Annotated in this window: 16 protein-coding genes and 4 pseudogenes; 16 read left to right on the plus strand and 4 right to left on the minus strand. The window is 71.1% G+C overall.

All coding sequences use genetic code 11. From position 1 onward, the window contains the following. Positions 1-8 precede the first annotated feature (8 nt). From G6R20_RS03675 to G6R20_RS03705, 7 genes and pseudogenes are all read left to right on the plus strand, one after another. Positions 9-581: a TetR family transcriptional regulator gene (locus G6R20_RS03675; RefSeq protein ID WP_069389549.1), complete on the plus strand. Its 573-nt coding sequence runs from the start codon at positions 9-11 to the stop codon at positions 579-581. A gap of 8 nt (positions 582-589) precedes the next feature. Further along, positions 590-826 (plus strand): annotated as a pseudogene (locus G6R20_RS03680) (cytochrome P450); the annotation flags it as partial. 612 nt (positions 827-1,438) lie between these two features. Further along, positions 1,439-2,422 (plus strand): annotated as a pseudogene (locus G6R20_RS03685) (cytochrome P450); the annotation flags it as partial. Further along, positions 2,422-3,216 (plus strand): SDR family oxidoreductase, encoded by a 795-nt coding sequence (locus tag G6R20_RS03690; protein WP_069388926.1) that lies wholly within the window; start codon positions 2,422-2,424, stop codon positions 3,214-3,216. The pseudogene G6R20_RS03685 and the gene G6R20_RS03690, both read left to right, overlap by 1 nt. Positions 3,217-3,308: 92 nt before the next feature. Next, positions 3,309-4,606 (plus strand): annotated as a pseudogene (locus tag G6R20_RS03695) (cytochrome P450). A 17-nt stretch (positions 4,607-4,623) separates the two neighbouring features. Beyond that, positions 4,624-4,857, plus strand: coding sequence for a ferredoxin (locus tag G6R20_RS03700; protein ID WP_067717007.1), 234 nt, complete (start codon positions 4,624-4,626; stop codon positions 4,855-4,857). Position 4,858: 1 nt separating this feature from the next. Further along, on the plus strand, positions 4,859-5,434 hold the full coding sequence (locus tag G6R20_RS03705) for a nuclear transport factor 2 family protein (RefSeq protein WP_067716750.1): 576 nt from the start codon (positions 4,859-4,861) through the stop codon (positions 5,432-5,434). A gap of 126 nt (positions 5,435-5,560) precedes the next feature. Here G6R20_RS03705 and G6R20_RS18630 read toward each other — a convergent pair. After that, positions 5,561-5,653, minus strand: a pseudogene (locus G6R20_RS18630) (IS5/IS1182 family transposase); the annotation flags it as partial. Between G6R20_RS18630 and G6R20_RS03710 the strand changes: the two are divergent. From G6R20_RS03710 to G6R20_RS03720, 3 genes are read left to right on the plus strand one after another with little or no spacing between them, the layout of a single operon-like run. After that, a complete protein-coding gene (locus G6R20_RS03710; RefSeq protein WP_240341249.1) occupies positions 5,641-6,714 on the plus strand; it encodes a hypothetical protein in 1,074 nt (357 codons plus the stop codon). The pseudogene G6R20_RS18630 and the gene G6R20_RS03710 overlap by 13 nt on opposite strands. A gap of 58 nt (positions 6,715-6,772) precedes the next feature. Next, entirely contained in the window at positions 6,773-8,413 is a 1,641-nt protein-coding gene (locus G6R20_RS03715; RefSeq protein WP_163375588.1) for an AMP-binding protein, read from the plus strand. Continuing rightward, positions 8,410-9,285 (plus strand): SDR family oxidoreductase, encoded by an 876-nt coding sequence (locus G6R20_RS03720; RefSeq protein WP_132063012.1) that lies wholly within the window; start codon positions 8,410-8,412, stop codon positions 9,283-9,285. Before G6R20_RS03715 ends, G6R20_RS03720 begins: the two co-directional genes overlap by 4 nt. Before the next feature lie 111 nt (positions 9,286-9,396). Here G6R20_RS03720 and G6R20_RS03725 read toward each other — a convergent pair whose 3' ends face one another. Beyond that, on the minus strand, positions 9,397-11,133 hold the full coding sequence (locus G6R20_RS03725) for an AMP-binding protein (RefSeq protein WP_163375589.1): 1,737 nt from the start codon (positions 11,131-11,133) through the stop codon (positions 9,397-9,399). A 206-nt stretch (positions 11,134-11,339) separates the two neighbouring features. Here G6R20_RS03725 and G6R20_RS03730 point away from each other — a divergent pair, with 206 nt between their 5' ends. Genes G6R20_RS03730 through G6R20_RS03745 form a run of 4 tightly spaced genes read left to right on the plus strand, consistent with a single transcriptional unit; the run spans position 11,340 to position 15,845 of the window. Continuing rightward, positions 11,340-12,866 (plus strand): CoA-acylating methylmalonate-semialdehyde dehydrogenase, encoded by a 1,527-nt coding sequence (locus G6R20_RS03730; RefSeq protein ID WP_069388529.1) that lies wholly within the window; start codon positions 11,340-11,342, stop codon positions 12,864-12,866. Between the two features lie 27 nt (positions 12,867-12,893). Continuing rightward, positions 12,894-14,057: an acyl-CoA dehydrogenase family protein gene (locus G6R20_RS03735; RefSeq protein ID WP_163375590.1), complete on the plus strand. Its 1,164-nt coding sequence runs from the start codon at positions 12,894-12,896 to the stop codon at positions 14,055-14,057. A gap of 2 nt (positions 14,058-14,059) precedes the next feature. After that, entirely contained in the window at positions 14,060-14,956 is an 897-nt protein-coding gene (mmsB, locus tag G6R20_RS03740; RefSeq protein ID WP_163375591.1) for a 3-hydroxyisobutyrate dehydrogenase, read from the plus strand. Positions 14,957-14,981: 25 nt separating this feature from the next. Then, positions 14,982-15,845: a LuxR C-terminal-related transcriptional regulator gene (locus tag G6R20_RS03745; RefSeq protein ID WP_163375592.1), complete on the plus strand. Its 864-nt coding sequence runs from the start codon at positions 14,982-14,984 to the stop codon at positions 15,843-15,845. Between the two features lie 48 nt (positions 15,846-15,893). Here G6R20_RS03745 and G6R20_RS03750 read toward each other — a convergent pair whose 3' ends face one another. Beyond that, positions 15,894-17,201, minus strand: coding sequence for a cytochrome P450 (locus G6R20_RS03750; RefSeq protein ID WP_163375593.1), 1,308 nt, complete (start codon positions 17,199-17,201; stop codon positions 15,894-15,896). Between the two features lie 51 nt (positions 17,202-17,252). Further along, entirely contained in the window at positions 17,253-18,173 is a 921-nt protein-coding gene (locus G6R20_RS03755) for a polysaccharide pyruvyl transferase family protein (RefSeq protein ID WP_163375594.1), read from the minus strand. Positions 18,174-18,238: 65 nt separating this feature from the next. On the opposite strand from G6R20_RS03755, the gene G6R20_RS03760 reads away from it, so the two are divergent. Beyond that, positions 18,239-19,099 carry a glycosyltransferase gene (locus G6R20_RS03760; protein ID WP_163375595.1) on the plus strand — a complete coding sequence of 287 codons (861 nt, stop codon included), beginning with the start codon at positions 18,239-18,241 and terminating at the stop codon, positions 19,097-19,099. After that, complete coding sequence (locus G6R20_RS03765; protein WP_240341250.1) at positions 19,096-20,016, plus strand: glycosyltransferase; 921 nt, start codon at positions 19,096-19,098, stop codon at positions 20,014-20,016. The genes G6R20_RS03760 and G6R20_RS03765 overlap by 4 nt, the downstream gene beginning before the upstream one ends. Positions 20,017-20,018: the final 2 nt, after the last annotated feature.

Genomic DNA, 20,018 nt, shown 5'->3' on the forward strand with positions numbered 1-20,018 from the left:
CCAGACACATGTCCAGTGATCTTCGGTTCGAATCGACGCGGCGCAGGCTCAACGCCCAGCAGGCCGAGACCGTCGACCGCCTGACCAGCGCGGCGGTCGAGGTGCTGCGGGAGAAGGGTCCGGGAGGCCTGGCCGTCCGTGCCGTGGCCGCCAGGGCCGGCGTCGCACCGGCGACCGCCTACACGTACTTCTCCTCCAAGGGCCACCTCATCGCGGAGGTGTTCTGGCGCCGTCTGGACGACCACGTGACCGAGGCCGCCGACGGTGGCTCCGCCGCCGACCGGGTGGTCGCCGTGTTGCGCGACGTCGCGCTCCTCCTCGCCGACGAGCCGGAACTGTCGTCGGCCGTCACCGCCGCCCTGTTGGGCGACGACCCCGAGGTCTCCCACCTGCGGGTACGGATCGGCGCCGATATCCGACGTCGCCTCGTGGCGGCGTTGGGGGAGCGGAACGACGACGAGGTGGTCCAGGCGCTGGAGATGGTCTACGCCGGGGCACTCGTCCGGGCGGGCATGGGCTACGGCTCCTACTCGGACATGGCAGACGCGATCGAATCCGCAGCACGACTGATCCTGAGGTGACGCCCGAGATGACCACCGCGACGCCCGCTCCGCTCGTGTTCAGCCCGTACGACTACGCGGTGCACGAGGATCCCTACCCGTTCTACGCCCGTCTCCGCGCCGAGGCGCCCGTCTACAACAACCCGGACCTCGACTTCTGGGCGCTGAGCAGGCACGCGGACGTCCGCGAGGCGTTCCGCGCGCCGGACGTGTTCTCCAACGCCATGGGGGTCTCGCTGGACCCCGCCGCGTACGGGCCGCACGCCTTGTTTGGGACGTGCTTCGGATAGCACGGTTCTGACGATCGGATAGCGTTCGGACGGCTACCGGATAGCGCCTCGATGGCGGCAAGTGCCACCCGCCAGACTCCCTGTTCCCCCCTGCTCGCCAGGGCCCGGGCGGTGACAACACGGACGTCTCTTGATCGCGTAGGGCAGGCCGAACCGGTGCCGCTCCTTCTAACACCGACGCCGCGTACTTGACCAAGTCCCCCGCCCAGTTGGCGGAGCGCCGCCAGCCTGACTGCCCCCAATACGCCGCCAGCAGCTAACAGTTGTGAACTGGGGTTGCAGGGCGTCTTAGCTCCCGGGATGGCCATCCAATTCCCGGGGGACGAGCAGCACGTCATTGAACCCCACGGAGATGGCGTGTGACTCACTCAGAGCGGTGCATCCTGACCTGCCCGTCCGGTCGGTGAGGATCAAGAAGCGGGCACCAACCCGGACCCGGTGTCGCGCGCGGCCCGTGCGTTCGCCTTGGAACGGCGGGCACCGGTCGTATGTGCGCGAGCCGGGCGAAATCTCTGCGGGTCCGCTACCGGATGCTCATACGCGCGCTATCCGATCGTCAGAACGGCGCTTTCCGAAAGGCGTTCCTAACACGCCTACAAGACGATGTCCTTCCTCGCGATGGACGATCCCCGCCACGCCCGCCTGCGCAAACTGGTGAGCAAGGGGTTCACCTCCAGGCGCGTGGACGCCCTGTCCGAGGGGATCTCGAGGATCTCGCGGCAGCACTGGGACGAGTGCCTGGCCCGGTCCCGCGACGGGGAGACCATCGACTTCGTCGACGACTACGCGGGCAAGCTGCCCATGGACGTCATCTCGGATCTCATGGGCGTACCGGAGGTCGACCGGGCCGAACTGCGTCGGCTGGCCGACCTCGTCATGCACCGCGAGGAGGGCGTGCAGGACGTGCCGGAGGACTCCATGGTGGCCGCGCTCGACCTCATCACCTACTACCAGGGGATGGTCGCCGAGCGTCGTACCGCCCGGACCGGGGACCTCACCTCCGCGCTGCTCGACGCCGAGATCGACGGCGAGAAGCTGGACGACGACGAGATCCTGTCCTTCCTGTTCCTCATGGTGGTGGCCGGCAACGAGACCACGACCAAGCTTCTGGCCAACGCCCTGTTCTGGGGCCACGAGCACCCCGGCCAGTCGCGGGCCGTGCTCGACGATCCCGCCCTGGCGCCGGCCTGGGTGGAGGAGACGCTGCGCTTCGACACCTCGAGTCAGATGGTCCTGCGCACCACCACCGAGCCCGCCACGATCCGGGGTGTCACCATCCCCGCCGACCAGAAGGTCCTGTTGCTCATCGGGTCCGCGAACCGCGACGAGGAGGTCTTCGACCGCGGCGACGCCTTCGATCTCGCGCGGGACACCACGGCGAGCCTGAGTTTCGGTCAGGGACCCCACTTCTGTCTGGGGGCGCACCTCGCCCGGCTCGAGGGCCGCATCGCGCTGGACACGATCGCCCGCACGATCACCGGCTACGAACTGCTCCCCGGGGCCGAGCGCGTCCACTCCTCCAACGTCCGCGGCTTCGCCCATCTGCCCATGCGGGTCGAGGTGGCGCGCTGATGAGCCTGCGGTTCCCGTCCCACCCGGACGCCTCCGAACGTCCCGCCCTGGTCACCGGCGCCTCCTCGGGCATCGGCCGCGCGAGTGCCGAGTCTCTCGCGGCAGTCGGGCACCCGGTCGTCGTGGGCGCGCGCCGCGCGGATCGGCTCGACGACCTGGTGCGCACCATCCGCGAGGCCGGGGGCGAGGCCACGGCCCGGGAGGTCGATGTCGCCGACGCCGACTCCGTCGCCGGGTTCGTCGTCGCGGCTGCCGATGCGTACGGCCCCGCAGAGGTGCTCATCTCCAGCGCCGGGAGCCTGAAGATGGCACGGGTCTGGGAGATGGACCCGGACGACTTCGCCGCCCAAATCGACATCCACCTGCTCGCCGTCCACCGCCTGCTGCACGCGGTACTGCCCGGCATGATCGACCGCCGCCGCGGGGACGTCGTGCTCATCGGCTCCGACGTGGCCTACACGGCCCGGCCTCGCTCCGGCGCGTACGTGGCGGCCAAGGCCGGACTGGAGACCATGGCCAAGCAGGCCCGCCGGGAGCTCGAGGGCACCGGGGTGCGGCTCGGCGTGGTCCGGCCCGGTCCGGTGATGACCGAGATGGGCACGGACTTCGACCAGGACACGGCCGAGGCCGTCATCAATGAATGGGTGAGGCACGGATTCGGTCGTCATCCCCGGATGTGCAAACCCGCCGACCTCGCGTGCGGGGTCACCGCCATGGTGTCCATGCCCCGCGGCGCCCAATTCACCGAGCTGGAGATCCAGCCGGAGGCCCCCATCGAGGAGGACTACTCGTGACCAGCATCGACAGTTCCACAGACGAGCCCACCGACTTCTCGGGCCTGGACGAGCCGCAGCGCGTGTCCGGCGGAGAGGGCGAACTCGGCCACATGGACGAGTTGCGCACCGACCCGATCAGCCTGTCTTGCGGGTCCGACAGGAGTGCGGCGACCTGGGCGTGTTCCGGATCGCCGACCGCGACATCTGCCTGGCCTCGGGTGCCGCCGCGAACGAGGCGTTCTTCCGGGCCCCCGACGAGGCGCTGGACCAGGCGGCCGCCTACCCCTTCATGACCCCGGTGTTCGGTGAGGGCGTCGTCTTCGACGCCAGCCCCGAGCGCCGCTCGGAGATGCTCCACAACACCGCCCTGCGCGGTGACCACATGCGCCAGCACGCCGTCACCATCCCGCACGAGGTCCAGCGCATGGTGGCCGAGTGGGGCGACGAGGGCGAGATCGACCTGCTCGAGTGGTTCTCCGAACTCACCATCTACACCTCGTCGGCGTGCCTCATCGGCCCCAAGTTCCGCGAGCAGATCGATTCCCGGTTCGCCCACCTGTACCACGACCTGGAACAGGGGACCGACCCCCACGCCTACATCGACGCCTACGCCGACATCCCCGCGTTCCGCAAGCGTGACGCGGCCCGCGCCGGGCTGGTCGAACTCGTCTCGGCGATCATGGACGACCGCGTCGCCAACCCGCCCGCCGACAAGGAGGACCGGGACCTTCTCGACGTGCTGGTCTCGGTGAAGAACGACGACGGCACGCACCGGTTCACCCCGGACGAGGTCACCGGCATCTTCATCTCGATGATGTTCGCCGGGCACCACACGACCTCGGGGACGAGCGCCTGGCTGCTCATCGAACTGCTCAATCATCCCGAGTACCTCTCGCAGGTCGTGGCGGAACTCGACGAGGTCTACGCGGACAGTGCCGAGTACAGCTTCGGCGCGCTGCGGCAGATGCCCAAGGTGGAGAACGCCCTCAAGGAGACGCTGCGGCTGCACCCGCCGATCATCATCCTCATGCGCGTCGCCCAGGAGGACGTGCGGATCGGGGACTACGTCGTCCACGCCGGCCAGACCGTCGCCGCCTCGCCGGCGGTGTCCAACCGGCTGCCGGTGGACTTCCCCGACGCGGATGCGTTCGACCCGGACCGCTACGCGGAACCGCGGCAGGAGGACATCGTCAACCGCTGGACCTGGATCCCCTTTGGTGCCGGCCGGCACCGCTGCGTGGGGGCGGCATTCGCCCAGCTGCAGATCAAGGCCATCTTCTCGGTCCTGTTGCGGGAGTTCGAGTTCGAGCTCGCCCAGCCGGCGGAGAGCTACCACAACGACCACTCGAAGATGGTCGTCCAGCTGGCCCAGCCGTGCACCGTCCGCTACCGGAGGAGGCGTCGCTGATGGGCGGGGAGTCGCCGATGCGGGTCGAGGTCGACTTCGACCTGTGCCAGGCCCACGCCGAGTGCCAGGCCGAGGCGCCCGAGTGGTTCACGGTGCCCAAGGGGCCCGAGGCGAAGGTACGGGCCAAGCGGGGCCGGATACCCGCCAGCCAACTCGAGGCCGTCAAGGCCGCCGTCAAGTACTGCCCGACACAGGCGCTGCGCCTGGTCGACACCCCAGCCCCGACGCAGGAAAGCCCCAGGAGCGAGTGACGTGACCCGATACGACCGCGCCGAGATCGCCGAGTTCGTGGAGCGCTGGATCGAGGCCAACGCGGTGTGCGAGCGCAACAAGGACTGGACGCCGCTGGCCGACTTCTACGCCGAGGACGCCACCTACGGGTGGAACTACGGCACCAAGGACGACTTCATGGCGGTCGGCCGCGACGAGATCCGCGACATCGCGCTCGGGCAGGAGATGGCCGGTCTCGACGGCTGGGAGTACCCGTACGTCCGCACGATCATCGACCCGGAGACCGGGGACGTGTTGTGCCTGTGGAAGCAGATCGCCCGCGACACCGTCGACCCCAGGACGGGCGAGCCGTACGAGGTCCACGGGTTCGGCGGATCCTGGTTCCTCTACAACGGCAACCAGCAGTGGGCGTGGCACCGCGACTTCTTCGACTTCGGCAACGTCGTCGACCTGTTCATGCGCATGTACGAGGCGGACGTCCTGACCGACTCCATGAAGCAGCGGTTCGAGGCGGCCGGAGACAAGCCGGCGGGCTGGTACCGCATCGAGGACGGCCCGGCACCGCTGTGGCCCGTCTCCTCCCCGGACGAGGTCTGAGTCCCGTGAGCAACTCCTCGCCACGCGATCCCCTCGAGGCCCTCGACCACGCCACGCTCGCCCGGCTCCTGCCCGACCTGCTGCTCGTCGGCCAGCTCATCGATCGGGCCGGCATGCCCGCCCTGCTCGGCGAGTTCGGCGTCGACGGCATGAGGGACGTGGCGATCGAGGAATGGCAGGCCGCCAGTCCCCACTACGCCCGCCGCATGAAGGACGCACTGTCGATCACCGGCGACGGGGTCGCCGAGATCTTCAAGGGCTTCCAACTGGACGTCGGCGCCCCGCCGGAGTTCATGGACTTCCGGTACTCGGTGACCGACCACGACAACGGTGAGTTCTGGCTGGACCACTGCGGCGCCCTCATGGACGTCGAGCCGATGGGGGACCGGCTGGTCACCACCATGTGCCACGACATCGAGGACCCCACCTTTCCCGCCACCGCGCTGGCCACCAACCCGCTCGCGGTCGTCGAACCCATCCACCGCCCGCTCCGCGCCCCGGAGGGCCGCACCCCGCACTGCCACTGGCGGGTGCGGATCGACCCGGACGGCGAGCCGTTCCCGGTGCCCGGACCCGCGCTCGAGTCCGCGTCCAGCCGGATCATCGGCTTCCGGTTCGACCCCCCGGCGCCCCGGGACACCGCCGGCGAGGGCCCGCGCGACGACTATGCGGGACCGCTGCTGACGGACCTGGTCTTCTCCGAGTTCACCTCTGCCGCACTCATCCGGATCACCCGCGAGGTCTATCTCCAGATGCACCTGCTCGCAGTGGGCTTCCACCAGTCGGTGCGGCGTCGGTCGGACACCGAGACCGCCGACCGGCTCCTCGCCTATCAGGCCACCGGCATCGCCGGTGTCGCGGCGGGACGGATCCGCGAGGTCCTGGGCGTGGGCCCCGACACGCTCGGCCTCGCCACCGTGCTCGACCTGCACCCGATGGCCGGGCCGACCGCCTACACCGGCTTCTCGTCGGAGGTGTCCGCAGACGGCACCGAGCTGACGGTCCGCTGGGACACCGCGGCCGACGGGTTCGCCGACGACACCTGGCTTCCGCTGCTCGCCCGGGACGGCCTTCGGCCCCTCGCCGCCGCCGCGCAGGCCGTCGACCCGCACTGGACAGTGGAGCGAGTCCCGACGGACGGCTCGCACGTGGAGGCGGTCCTGCGGTTGGGCGACGAGCCGGCCACGGAGGGCGAGGAGGCCGCCGTCACCCGCATCAGCACCGGCGCGGCGTTCACCTTCGGGCCCACCCGCACCCCGCTCCCCATCACGCCCGTCTGAGCCGACCCCACCCGACGAGTCCGCTCCACCCGAGTAGCCCGCCCCGGAGGACCCCGTAATGGCACACACCCTGGCAGATCTCTTCGAGCAGGCGGTCGACGCGTACGGACGCGACCGGCTCGCGGTGGTGGAGGACGACCGCCGGCTCACGTACGCGGACCTGGAGGCCGAGGCCAACCGGTGGGCGGACGGGCTGGCCTCCCGGGGGGTGGGTCCCGGCGATCACGTGGCGATCCACCTGCGCAACGGGGTGGACTGCATCGCGCTGTTCCTCGGCGTCCTCAAACTCCGCGCCGTGCCCGTCAGCATCAACTACCGCTACGCGGGATCCGAGCTGGGGTACCTGTACGACTACTCCGACTCCTGCGCCCTGGTCTTCCATCGCGAGTTCACCCCGGCGGTGGCGGGTGCGGTCGGGGACGCGGAGCGGCTGCGTCACCTCATCGTGGTCGAGGACGGATCCGGGGCGGGGGAGCTGCCGTCCGGCACGCTCGACGCCCGGGAGCTCCTCGCCGCGGCCTCGCCGGACCGGGCACCGGTGGAACGCAGTGCGGACGACCTGTTCCTCGTCTTCACGGGCGGTACCACCGGCAAGCCGAAGGGCGTGATGTGGCGGCAGGAGGACCTGTGGCGCAGCCTCGGCGGCGGCAGTGATTACTACACCGGGGAGCCGGTGCCCGACGAGTACCACCAGTCCCGTGCCGGACTGGGCGGGGACCCCGCACGCTATCTCGTGCTGCTCCCGCTCATCCACACCTCCGGGCTCATGCCCTCGTTCACCGCGCTGTTCTCCGGGGGCACGTGCCACTACCTGCCGCACTTCCGGGCGCCCGACGTGCTCGAGGAGATCGAGAGCGAGAAGATCCAGATCGTCGTCCTCGCCGGCGACGCCATGGTGCGGCCGATGCTCGAACGGATGCGCAACACCGGTGCCGACACCTCGAGCGTGTTCATGGTCAGCTCCGGTGCGGCCTTGTTCTCGCCGTCGGTCAAGGCCGAACTCTTCGAGCTACGCCCCGATCTCATGATCATGGACGCGTTCGGGTCGTCCGAGAGCGGCTTCGGCGGCCTGGGAGTCGTGACGAGGGCGAACGTCGACGACGGGTCCCTGTTCGCAGACCACGGCCCCCGCATCCCCCGGGGCAGCGGCCTGCAACTGGTGGACGACTTCGACGAGCCGCTGCCCGACGACTCCACCGAGATCGGCTGGATCGTCAAGGCCGGCTACCAGCCCAGTGGCTACTACAAGGACGCCGCCAAGTCGGCGGAGACGTTCCGCGAGATCGCCGGGACCCGGCGGGTCTTCACCGGCGATCGCGGCAGGTACGACGGCCCGGACACGATCATCATGCTCGGCCGGGGCAGCCAGGTGATCAACTCCGGTGGCGAGAAGATCTTCGCCGAGGAGGTCGAGTCGGCGCTCAAGGCAGCCGAGGGCGTGCAGGACGCCGTGGCGCTGGGCGTGACGGACGAGCGGTTCGGCCACCGGGTCGGGGCGGTGCTCCAGTGGGATGACGGCCACACCGGGGACTTCGCGGCCCTGGAGGAGGCGCTGCGCGCGACCCTGGCGGGGTTCAAGATCCCGGTCGCGTTCTGGGTCGTCGACAAGGTGGAGCGGCACCCCAGCAGCAAGACGGACTACGGGTGGGCCAAGCGGACCCTCGCCGCCCGCGGACCCGACCACGACCGCCGGCAGTGACCGCGCTCCACCTGGGCGGGCGGGCGTACGCCGTCACCGGATCCTCGCGCGGGATCGGGTCCGCGGTGGCCGAGGACCTGGCGGCCCGGGGTGCGGACGTCGTGCTCAACGGCCGGGATCCACGGGCGCTGGCCGAGCAGGTCGACGACCTCGCGGCACGGTCGACCGGCCGGATCCGCGGCGTCGCCGGGTCGGCGCACGAGCCCGCCGTCGCCGAGGAGCTGCTCGCCCGGGCGAGGGAGGGGGACTCGGTCGTGGGCGGGCTCATCACGTGCGCCGGGGTGCCCGAACCGGCGGGGTCGTCGATCCTCACGGTGTCCCACGCCGATTTCGCCGACCTCATCGACGCCCACCTGGGCACGGTGTTCGCCCCGTGTCGCGTCTTCGCGCCACACCTGGTGGAGGCGGGAACGGGTGCGATCGTCACCACGTCGTCGTTCGCCTGGAAGGGCGACTACGGCGGGACCGGCTACTCGGCCGGCAAGGGCGCCGTCACCTCACTCACCATGGCGATCGCGGCGGAACTGGCCGAGCACGGGGTCCGGGCGAACGTCGTGTGCCCCGGCGCGCGCACCCGTCTGTCCAGTGGTGAGGCCTACGAGGAGCAGATCCGGGACCTGGGGCGCCGGGGAATGCTCGACGAGCTGAGTGTGGCCGGGGCACTGGACCCGGCGGGCCCGGAGTACGTCGCACCCCTCTACACCTATCTCGTCTCCGACCTCTCCGCGGGGATCACCGGGGGCGTCTTCGCCGGATCGGGCGGCTTCGTCGGACGATTCCCCACGCCGGAGGCGCAGATCCTGGCGTACCGCGATTTCCACTCGCATGCGCCGTGGACGCCCGAGGAGATCGACGGCTTCCTCCGGACGTGAGCCGCCTCGGGACCCGCGTCGCGTGGCGGCCGCCCGCGGACCGCGCACCGGACGGGGACGACCACCTCGTCGTCGTCGCCCGTCCTCGCACGCCCCGGACGGCGTCCACCGTCAGCGCAGTGCGTCCTCGCGGAACTCACCGGGGAAGTCCACCGACGGACCGTTGTCGACCTCGCCGCGGCGCAGCTCCACCCGCCTGATCTTGCCGGAGATTGTCTTGGGCAGGTCGGTGAACTGCAGGCGCCGGACCCGCTTGTAGCCGGCCAGGTGGGTGCGCGAGTACTCGAAGATCTCGCGCGCCGTGGCCTCGGTGGGCTCCCAGCCGCCGGCCAGGACGACGAAGGCCTTGGGCACGCTCAGCCGCACCGGGTCAGGGGAGGGGACGACGGCGGCCTCGGCGACGGCCGGGTGCTCGAGCAGCACCGATTCCAGCTCGAACGGCGAGATCCGGTAGTCGGAGGACTTGAACACGTCGTCGGTGCGCCCGACGTAGGTGATGTAGCCCTCCGCGTCGCGGGACCCCACGTCGCCGGTGTGGTAGAAGCCGTCCGCGTAGGCGGCGTCGGTGCGCTCGGCATCACCGTGGTAACCGACCATCAGTCCAAGCGGGCGGGGGTCGAGGCGCAGGCAGATCTCGCCCTCCGCGCCGTCGCCGGCGAGCTCCCGACCGGTGGCCGGGTCGACCAGCACCACGTCGAAGCCGGGGCACGGGCGGCCCATCGAGCCGTCCTTGATGGGCTGGCCCGGGGTGTTGGCGATCTGCACGGTGGTCTCGGTCTGGCCGAACCCGTCGCGGATCGTCACCCCCCACGCGTCCCGGACCCGGCCGATGACCTCGGGGTTGAGCGGCTCGCCCGCGCCCACCGCCAGGCGGGGCGGGACCTGCAGCTGGGTCAGGTCGGCCTGGATGAGCATCCGCCACACGGTCGGGGGGCAGCACAGGCTCGTCACGCCGCAGCGGTCCATCTCGCGCATCATCGCCGCGGCGTCGAAGCGCGAGTAGTTGTAGATGAACACGCACGACCCCGCGATCCACGGGGTGAAGACGTTCGACCAGGCGTGCTTGGCCCAGCCGGGGGAGGAGACGTTGAGGTGGACGTCGCCGGGCTGGAGGCCGATCCAGTACATGGTCGACAGGTGGCCCGCCGGGTAGGAGGCGTGCGTGTGCTCGACGAGCTTGGGCTTGCTCGTGGTGCCGGAGGTGAAGTACAGGAGCAGGGTGTCGTCGGCGTGGGTGGTGTGGGTCGGTTCGAAGTCGGGGGAGGCGTCCATCGCTCCGGCCAGGTCGGTCCAGCCCTCCGGCGTGCCGCCCCGCTCGTCCCCGCCGACCGAGATGCGCTGGTAGTCGCCGGAGATGTCGGCGAACCGTTCGGCCAGCTCGCCGCGCGCGATGACGTGCTTGATGCCGCCGCGCGCGATGCGGTCCCGCAGGTCGCCCTCGGCGAGCAGCGTGGTGGCGGGGATGACCACGGCACCGAGCTTGATCACCGCCAGCATGACGTCCCACAGCTCCACCTGGTTGGCCAGCATGAGCAGGATGCGGTCGCCGGGCTCGACGCCCCGCTCACGCAGCCAGTTGGCCGTCTGGTCGGACCGGACCCGCATCTCCTCGAACGAGTACTTGGCCTCGGTGGGGGCGCCGCCGCCGTCGTTCTCCTCGACGATCCACAGGGCGGGGTCGTCGTTCCCCTCGGCCTGGACGTCGAACCAGTTCAGTGCCCAGTTCCACTCGTCGAGCTCGGGCCAGGCGAATCCGTCCCGCGCGGCGTCGTAGTCCAGCGCGTGTGCCTGGAGGAAGTCGCGGGCGGCGCGGAACCGGACGGTGGCCTCGGTGGGCAGCGGGGGCATGGATGCTCCTTCGACGGAACGTATGAGTGAGTCAGCTCACAGTAGGGCTGCCGCGAGGGCTGGCGGTACACCCGAAAGGGGAGGGTCCGGGGTCGACCGGGGCCCGGCTATGGATTACTAGGAGTTGCAAGTATATGGTGATGGGCATCACGGGACAGGGGTGAGCGGGCTCAGACGCGCGCCGCCCCACTGAGGAAGGGACGTCCATGTCGGATCTCAGGCAGGTCGAGCACTACATCAACGGCGCGCGGGTCGCGGCCACCGGGGGGCGGAGCCAGGAGGTGCTCAACCCCAGCACGGGCAAGGCGCAGGCGGTCGTACCACTGGCCACCACGGCCGAGGTCGACGACGTCATCGCCAAGGCAGCCGCCGCGCAGAAGGCGTGGGCCGCGCAGAACCCGCAGAAGCGCGCCCGCGTGCTCATGCGGTTCGTGGACCTGGTCAACCAGAACATGGACGAGCTCGCCGAGCTGCTCGCGATCGAGCACGGCAAGACCACGCCGGACGCCAAGGGCGACATTCAGCGCGGCCTCGAGGTCGTTGAGTTCGCGATCGGCATCCCGCACCTGCTCAAGGGCGAGTTCACCGAGAACGCGGGCACCGGCGTGGACGTCTACTCCATGCGCCAGCCGCTGGGCGTCGTCGCCGGCATCACCCCGTTCAACTTCCCGGCCATGATCCCGCTGTGGAAGGCCGGCCCGGCCATCGCGTGCGGCAACGCCTTCGTCCTCAAGCCCTCCGAGCGGGACCCTTCCGTGCCGGTGCGCCTGGCCGAGCTGTTCACCGAGGCGGGCCTGCCGGACGGCATCTTCCAGGTCGTGCACGGCGACAAGGAGGCCGTGGACGCGATCCTCGACAACGACACGATCCAGGCCGTCGGCTTCGTCGGGTCCACCCCGATCGCGCAGTACATCTACTCCAGCGCCGCCCGCACCGGCAAGCGCGCGCAGTGCTTCGGCGGCGCCAAGAACCACGCGATCATCATGCCGGACGCCGACATGGACCAGGTCGCGGACGCCCTGGTCGGAGCCGGTTTCGGCTCCGCCGGCGAGCGCTGCATGGCCATCTCCGTGGCCGTCCCCGTCGGCGAGGGCACGGCCGAGGCGCTGCTCGAGAAGCTGCTGCCCAAGGTCAAGGAGCTCAAGGTCGGTCACAGCCACGACCCGCAGTCCGACTACGGCCCGCTGGTGACCCCCGAGTCCAAGGCCCGCGTTCTGGACTACATCGATCAGGGCGAGAAGGCCGGCGCCGAGCTCCTCGTCGACGGTCGCGGTGTGGGTGCCTACACCGGCGAGTTCAACGGTGAGGACATCTCCGAGGGCTACTACGTGGGCCCGACGCTCATGGACAAGGTGACCCCGGACATGAGCGTCTACACCGACGAGATCTTCGGCCCCGTCCTCGTGGTGGTCCACGCCAAGGACTTCGAGGAGGCGCTGAGCCTGCCCAACGACCACGAGTACGGCAACGGCGTGGCGATCTTCACCCGCGACGGCGACGCCGCCCGTGAGTTCGTCTCCCGCGTCGAGGTCGGCATGGTCGGCGTCAACGTGCCGATCCCGGTCCCGATCGCGTACCACACCTTCGGTGGCTGGAAGAAGTCCGGATTCGGCGACCTCAACCAGCACGGCCCGGAGTCGATCAAGTTCTACTCCAAGGTCAAGACCGTCACGCAGCGCTGGCCGTCGGGCATCAAGGACGGGGCCGACTTCAACATCCCCACGATGGACTGACCGGCTCGCCCCAGGAGAGGAACACCCATGTTCACCCTTGATGACGACGACAAGGTCATCGTCGACGCCGCACGCGACTTCTCGGACAAGCGGATCGGTCCCAGGGCGCAGGAGTGGGACGAGACCCACCACTTCCCCAAGGACGTCCTCCGCGAGGCTGCCGGGATGGGCATGGGCGCGATCTATGTCTCCGAGGAGGTCGGGGGCAGCGGGATGCGTCGACTGGACGGCGTGCGGATCTTCGAGCAGCTCGCGCGCGGGTGCCCGTCGGTGGCGGCGTACCTGTCCATCCACAACATGTGCGTGTGGATGGTCGACGAGTTCGGCACCGACGAGCAGCGCCGGCAGTGGATCCCCGAGCTGGCCTCGCTCGAGAAGTTCGCCAGCTACTGCCTCACCGAGCCGGGCGCCGGGTCGGACGCGGCGGCGCTGCGCACCAAGGCGGTCCGCGACGGTGACCACTACGTGCTCAGCGGCACCAAGCAGTTCATCTCCGGGGGCGGCCAGTCGGACGTCTACCTGGTGATGGCCCGGACCGGGGAGGCCGGCCCCAAGGGCATCTCGGCGTTTCTGGTCCCGGCCGACTCGGACGGGCTGAGCTTCGGCCCCGACGAGCGGAAGATGGGCTGGAACGCCCAGCCGACGGCGCAGGTGATCATGGAAAGCGTCCGGGTTCCGGCCGCCAATCTCATCGGCGGCGCGGACACCGGCGGGGAGGGGCTCGGCTTCACCATCGCGATGCGTGGACTCAACGGCGGGCGCATCAACATCGCCGCCTGCTCGCTGGGCGGGGCCCAGGAGGCGTACTCGCGGGCCGTGGCACATGTGCGGGACCGCGAGGCGTTCGGCGGTGCGCTCATCGACGAGCCGACCATCCGGTTCACCCTGGCCGAGATGGCCACCGAACTGGAGGCCAGTCGGCTCCTGCTGTGGCGCGCCGCCGCGGCGCTGGACGCCAAGGAGCCGGACCACGTCGAGCTGTGTGCCATGGCGAAGCTGTTCGTCACCGACCGGTGCTTCGACATCGCCGACCGGTCGCTGCAGCTGTTCGGCGGCTACGGGTATCTATCCGAATACGGAATCGAGAAGATCGTGCGGGATCTGCGGGTGCACCGCATCCTTGAGGGCACGAACGAGATCATGCGCGTCGTCGTCGGCAGGGCCGTCGCCGCGCGCGGACTGGGAGCGTAGGAATGACCAACGAACTGCCGACCGTCGCTTTCCTCGGCCTGGGCAACATGGGCGGTCCCATGGCGGCCAACCTCGTCGGTGCCGGCCACGAGGTCCGCGGTTTCGACCCGGTTCCCGCCGCGCAGGAGGCCGCGCGTTCGGCCGGTGTGACCGTGTGCGGGACGCCGGCCGAGGCGGTCCGTGGTGCCGCGGTCGTCATCACGATGCTCCCCAACGGCGCGCTGGTCACCTCCACCTACTCCGAGGTGCTGCCCTCGGCGGGGAAGGGGACGTTGTTCATCGACTCGTCCACCATCTCGGTCGACGACGCCCGGGCGGTGCACGCCAAGGCCGTCGAGGCGGGGATGCTCCAGGTGGACGCCCCGGTCTCGGGCGGGGTGAAGGGCGCGACCGCGGGGACGCTGGCGTTCATGGTGGGCGGGGAGGACGAGGCCTTCGCCGCGGCGCAGCCGGTGCTCGAGCCCATGGCGGGCAAGGTCATCCACTGCGGCGCCGCGGGGGCCGGCCAGGCCGCCAAGGTCTGCAACAACATGGTGCTGGCCGTCCACCAGATCGCGATCGGCGAGGCGTTCGTGCTCGCGGAGCGGCTGGGGCTCGAGCACCAGGCCCTGTACGACGTCGTCACCGGGGCGACCGGCAACAGCTGGGCCCTGCACACCAACTGCCCCGTGCCCGGCCCGGTGCCCACCTCCCCGGCGAACAACGACTTCACGCCCGGCTTCGCCACGGCCCTGATGAACAAGGATCTGGGACTGGCCCTGGCCGCGCTGGAGAGCACCGGTACGGTCGCGCCGCTCGGTGCGGCGGCCGCGGCCCTGTACGACGAGTTCGCGCAGGACAACGGTGGCAAGGACTTCAGCGCCATCATCACCAGCATCCGCGATTCCGCGCGGAGCTGACCGTCTCCACTCTCGGGAGCTGACCATGACCACCCTTCGACCCAGTGATTCGGACGCCGTCCTCGGAGCCCTGCGCCGCGCGCGGCAGGAGTCCGCGCTGCCGATCGTGTTCGCGGGGCAGGCCGACGGCGAGACGGCGAAGCTCACCCGCTTCATCGGCGTGCGCACGAACTCGATGCAGGGTCTGGCCGTGGCCAAGGGCCGGGGGCTCGGTGGGCACGTCATGGCGTCGGGGCGTCCCGCCACGGTCCGCGACTACGAGGACTGCTCGAGCATCACCCGCGACTACGCCGATGCGGTGGAGCAGGAGGGACTGCGGGCCATCATCTCGGTGCCGGTGATGGTCTCGGGCGTCGCGCGGACGATCCTCTACGGGTCGGCGCGCGTGGCCACCCAGCTCGGCGACCACGTCGCCAGGACGTTCAACTCGGTCGCCTCGGACCTCGCCGCGGAGTTCCAGGTCAGGGACGAGGTCGACCGACGGCTGCGGATGGCGGACCTCGCCGCCGCGGAGCACCCCGTCGGCTTCGAGGCCGCGGACCGCGAGCAGCTGCGGGTCCTCCACGGAGAGCTACGGGCGATCGCCGCTGAGCTGGGCGACCCGGCACTGCGCGACCGTCTCCTGGCCGCCGGGTCCGCCCTCGCCGGCGTGGGTCGGTCTCCCGAAGCCGGGGACATCCCGGTGCCCGCCAAGTCGGTGCTCTCCCCGCGCGAGATCGACGTGCTGGCCCAGGTGGCGCTCGGTTGCTCGAATGCGGAGGTGGGGGCGCGGCTGTCGCTGTCCCCGGAGACCATCAAGGCGTATCTGCGCAACATCGGGACCAAGCTCGGTACGCGGTCGCGGATGGAGTCCGTCGCGCGTGCCCGGCTCCTCGGCGTCCTGCCCTGAGGCGCCCCGGCAGGCCGGTGGTCCGGAACAGTGGTCCACACCGGGAGGTCACCCCGTCGCGGACTCCGGGTCCTGCCACGTCACCCGGACACCTGTCGCGGGACGGGTGAGCATCTGCGTCCACGGGAAGGTGAGGTCGTCGGGATCCCGACTGATGCGCACCTCCGGTCGGGACAGTGCCGCCACGGCGGCGGACAGGGCGGCGACAGCGAGCTTCTCGCCGGGACAGCGGTGGCCGGTGCGGACGCCGGCCCCGCCCTGCGGGATGAACGCCTCGAGCTGCTCGACGTCATTGACCCCCATGAACCTCTCGGGGTCGAACGTCGTGGCGTCGTCCCAGTGATCGGGATCAGTGTCGGTGCCGAGGAGATCCAACAGGACCCGTTCGCCTCTGTGCACCGGGCATCCGTGCACCTCGAAGTCCGAGGTGGCCATCGCCGGCAGCATCGGTACGAACGGGTAGACCCGCCGGACCTCATGGGCAAAGGCGACGGCCTCCGGGATGTCGGAGAGCCGGCCCGCGGCCGATGAGGCCCCCCGGATCCGTGCGGCCCACCCGGGATTCTCCGTCAGTGCCACAGCCGCGAACGCGGCGAATCGCGCCACCGCCACCGTCGGGCGGGTGAGGTTCTGCAGTTCCACGGCGGCGGTCCGGTCGTCGACTGCAGCGCCGTCGGGGTCCCGCAGGTCGGCCATGGCCGCCAGGACCGAGTCGGGTTCCGCGCGCAGTCCGCCCACCCGCACCGCGCGGATCAGGCCGGTGGCCCAGCGGTCCAGCCGGATGCGCTCGAGCTCGGCGATCGGGTTGGTCGCGACCTTTCCGAACGTGTCGAGGAGCCTGCTCATCTGCCGGGCCCGGCGATCGGCCTCCGCCGGGGTGAGCGGTAGGCCCGCCCAGCGGAACGCCGCCCGACCGAACGCCGTGGAGGTGTCGCCGTACACCGTGCCGGTCCCGCTGCGCGCCCAGTCGCCGAGCATCGCCTCGAGCTCATCGGCGACCAGCTCGGAGAACCGTGCGGCGCGCTCGTCGTCGTAGGCCATGTCGGCGAGTGCGTTCTTGCGTACCTCGTGCGCGCGGCCGTCGAGTCCGTGGACGGCGCCCGGTCCGAAGAGGGGGAACCGGATGAACCCGGGCATGGCGCCCTTGCGCTCGACCTTGTCCGAGTCGTAGAAGTTCCGCACGCCCTCCACGCCCCGCAGGAGAACGGCGCTGCGTCCCATGAGCCGCAGCCGTACGGGGGCCTGCGACTCGGGGGAGACCCCCGCCCGCTGCCGCACCCGCGAGGCGAAGAGATACCCGGACCGGAGGAAGTCGAGGGACTGGTCGCTGATCACTCGTGCGGTGGGTCGGGGCATCGGGCGCGCTCCTTCGGTCTCGTGGTCGGCGTATAGCCCGCCACCCTAGGGTCACTCGCGGCGGTGCGCTTCCGGTCCCGGTGCCAACACCGTCATCAGCTCGTCGAGCATGCCGACGGGCGGTCGGTCGCCCATCCGTGCCCGGGCCGCCGACCGGCCCTCGGTGGACAGGCACCACCGCCACCAGTGGTCGACGAGGCGAGCGCCGGGCGCACCCGCGTCGAGGTCGTCGGAGCCGATGACCGCCGGCCACTCCCACGCCGTCGCCTGCGCGGACACCTTGCCGCCACCGCTGATCGGGTCGATGGCCAGTGCGGGGACCCCGGCCCGGAGGGCCAGGACGAGCCCGTGCATCCGCATCGTCACCACGGCGTCCAGCCGGGCGATCACCGAGGACACCTGGCCGGGCGTCGAGGGCAGGCGCCAGTCGCGGGGGTCGAGTCGGGTCTCCAGCGGCAGCAGCGCGGCGTCCAGGCCACCCAGCCAGTCGGTGAGCGCGTCGACCACGGCCTCGTGGCGGCGGCGATCGCCGTACTCCTGTTGACCGCCGGTCAGATAGACCCCGACGACGGGCACCCGTGGTGACGAGACGTGCGCGGCCAGGTCGGGTCGCGCAGCGATACCGGGGGCGTCGCGGGCGATCACGGCGTCGAGCCGGGTGAGCACCGGATCGGCGTGGTCCACGACGCTGACCCCCACCGCGATCCGGCGGCAGTGGGGGAAACGGTCCAGCATCTCGGCCGCGGGATCGCCGCTGGCGGGGCCGCACACGAACAGCACGTGGGTGTAGCGGGTCGGGTCGACGTCGTCGAGGCGGAGGCCGCCGGGCGGGCACATCACCGCACTCCAGGCGGTGTCGTGACCGATCCCCTCGGCGGTGAGTCGACGGGCCACCGCCTCCATCGCCAGGACGTCACCGGCCGTGGCCTCGCCGTGCAGTGGACTGGACCAACCGACGATGAGTACGCGCACGCCCCGAGCCTGCCCGATGCGGAGCCGGCCCGCCAGCATCGCCTCGTCGGGCTAGCCTCGGACCGGTGAACACCAACGTGACCGTCGTGGTGGCGTCGAGGAACCGCCGCGAGGACCTCCGGGCCACCCTGCCCTGCCACGACGCCCCCGTGATCGTCGTGGACAACGCCTCGGACGACGACTCGGTGCAGGTGTGCCGCGCAGCGGGCGACCACGTCCGGGTCATCGCGTCCCCGGAGAACCTCGCCGCGCGGGCCCGCACCGTCGGCGCCCGGGCGGCGCGGACCGAGATCGTCGCGTTCGCCGACGACGACTCGTGGTGGGAGCCGGGCTCGCTCGAACGGGCGGTGCGGCTGTTCGCCGAGTACCCGCGCCTCGGTCTGGCCGCGGGCACCATCCTCGTGGGACCGGGCGACGAGCCGGACCCGATCAACGCCGTCCTCGCCGACTCACCGCTGGGCACCGCACCGGACGCCCCGGGCCCCGGCCTGCTGGGTTTCGTCGGCTGCGGGGCCATCGTCCGGCGCGAGGCGTTCCTCGGGGTGGGCGGGTTCGACGACGTCATCCGCTTCCCGGGAGAGGAGGAGCGGGTCGCGCTCGACCTGCACGACGCGGGCTGGCAGATCTGCCATGTGCCGGAGCTCGTGGCGCACCACCACCCGTCACCGGTGAGGGACGCACCGGGGATCCGTCGGGCCGGCCTCACCCGCAGCCGCGTGCTCACGGCGCTCCTGCGGTTGCCGGCGGGCGCGGTCGCGGGCGAGGTCGTGGACGGGATGCGCACCGCGGACGGGCGGAGAGGGCTCCTCGGCGCCGTGCCGAGGGTCCGCGCCGCGCTCGCCGGGCGCCGGGTGGTGGGGGAGCGCACCGTGGCCGCGCGGGACCGGCTGCGCGCCGCGGACGACGAGGAGAGGAGAGACGCGTGAGCAGTGCAGCGGAGTCGAACGACCGGGACCCGAGGGTGAGCGTGGTGATGATCACCTGGAACCGCCGCGACGAGGCGCTCGCCGCCCTGGACCGTCTGGCGGGGCTCCCCGAGCGTCCGGAGGTCATCGTCGTCGACAACGGGTCCACCGACGGAACCGCCGACGCGATCACCCGCCGCCACCCCGACGTGCGGCTCATCGTGAGCCCCACCAACCTCGGCGCCGTCGGGCGCAACCTGGGCGTGGAGGCGGCGACCACTCCCTACGTCGCATTCTGCGACGACGACACGTGGTGGGACCCCGGCTCGCTGCGCGACGGAGCGGACGCCCTCGACGCCCACCCGCGGCTGGGCGTGGTCACCGCGCGGATCGTCGTGGAGCCGGGCGGTGAGGACGATCCGATCGTTCCGGAGCTGGAGAACTCGCCGGTCCGTGGCCCGGACTGGCTCCCCGGGCCGGCACTGGGCAGCTTCCTCGCGGGGGCGAGCATCGTCCGGGCCGAGGCCTACCGGGAGGCCGGGGGCTTCCACGAGCGCCTCTGGCTGGGCGGGGAGGAGGAACTGCTCGCGGCGGACCTCGCCGCCGCGGGCTGGGAGCTGTGCTACCTGGCGTCGATGACCGTCCACCACCGGGCGTCGGTGTTGCGCGATCCCCACCTGCGGCGGCGCCACGGGATCCGCAACACCCTGTGGTTCACGTGGCTGCGCCGACCCCTGCCCGCCGCGCTCAGGCGTAGCCGCGACATTCTCGCGGACGCCCCGAGAGACCGTGTGACGGCGGCCGGCGTGCTGGACGCGCTCCGTGGCGCGCCCTGGGTCGCGCGCGAACGTCGGGTACTCCCACCGCACGTCGAGGCACGTTTCCGCGCGCTCGAGGTGAGCCAGAAGTCCAGCGCGGCGCGGCGATACACCAGCTGAGC

The sequence above is a fragment of the Dietzia sp. Alg238-R159 genome (genome assembly GCF_900537145.1).
In the GTDB taxonomy this organism is placed as follows: Bacteria; Actinomycetota; Actinomycetes; order Mycobacteriales; family Mycobacteriaceae; genus Dietzia; species Dietzia kunjamensis.

What these genes read in the sequence shown, in the direction of transcription:
- G6R20_RS03675 (WP_069389549.1), top strand. Translation starts at nt 9, where the DNA reads ATGTCCAGTGATCTTCGGTTCGAATCGACGCGGCGCAGGCTCAACGCC.
- G6R20_RS03690 (WP_069388926.1), top strand. Translation starts at nt 2,422, where the DNA reads ATGAGCCTGCGGTTCCCGTCCCACCCGGACGCCTCCGAACGTCCCGCC.
- G6R20_RS03700 (WP_067717007.1), top strand. Translation starts at nt 4,624, where the DNA reads ATGCGGGTCGAGGTCGACTTCGACCTGTGCCAGGCCCACGCCGAGTGC.
- G6R20_RS03710 (WP_240341249.1), top strand. Translation starts at nt 5,641, where the DNA reads ATGAAGGACGCACTGTCGATCACCGGCGACGGGGTCGCCGAGATCTTC.
- G6R20_RS03715 (WP_163375588.1), top strand. Translation starts at nt 6,773, where the DNA reads ATGGCACACACCCTGGCAGATCTCTTCGAGCAGGCGGTCGACGCGTAC.
- G6R20_RS03725 (WP_163375589.1), bottom strand. Translation starts at nt 11,133, where the DNA reads ATGCCCCCGCTGCCCACCGAGGCCACCGTCCGGTTCCGCGCCGCCCGC.
- G6R20_RS03730 (WP_069388529.1), top strand. Translation starts at nt 11,340, where the DNA reads ATGTCGGATCTCAGGCAGGTCGAGCACTACATCAACGGCGCGCGGGTC.
- G6R20_RS03735 (WP_163375590.1), top strand. Translation starts at nt 12,894, where the DNA reads ATGTTCACCCTTGATGACGACGACAAGGTCATCGTCGACGCCGCACGC.
- mmsB (WP_163375591.1), top strand. Translation starts at nt 14,060, where the DNA reads ATGACCAACGAACTGCCGACCGTCGCTTTCCTCGGCCTGGGCAACATG.
- G6R20_RS03745 (WP_163375592.1), top strand. Translation starts at nt 14,982, where the DNA reads ATGACCACCCTTCGACCCAGTGATTCGGACGCCGTCCTCGGAGCCCTG.
- G6R20_RS03750 (WP_163375593.1), bottom strand. Translation starts at nt 17,201, where the DNA reads ATGCCCCGACCCACCGCACGAGTGATCAGCGACCAGTCCCTCGACTTC.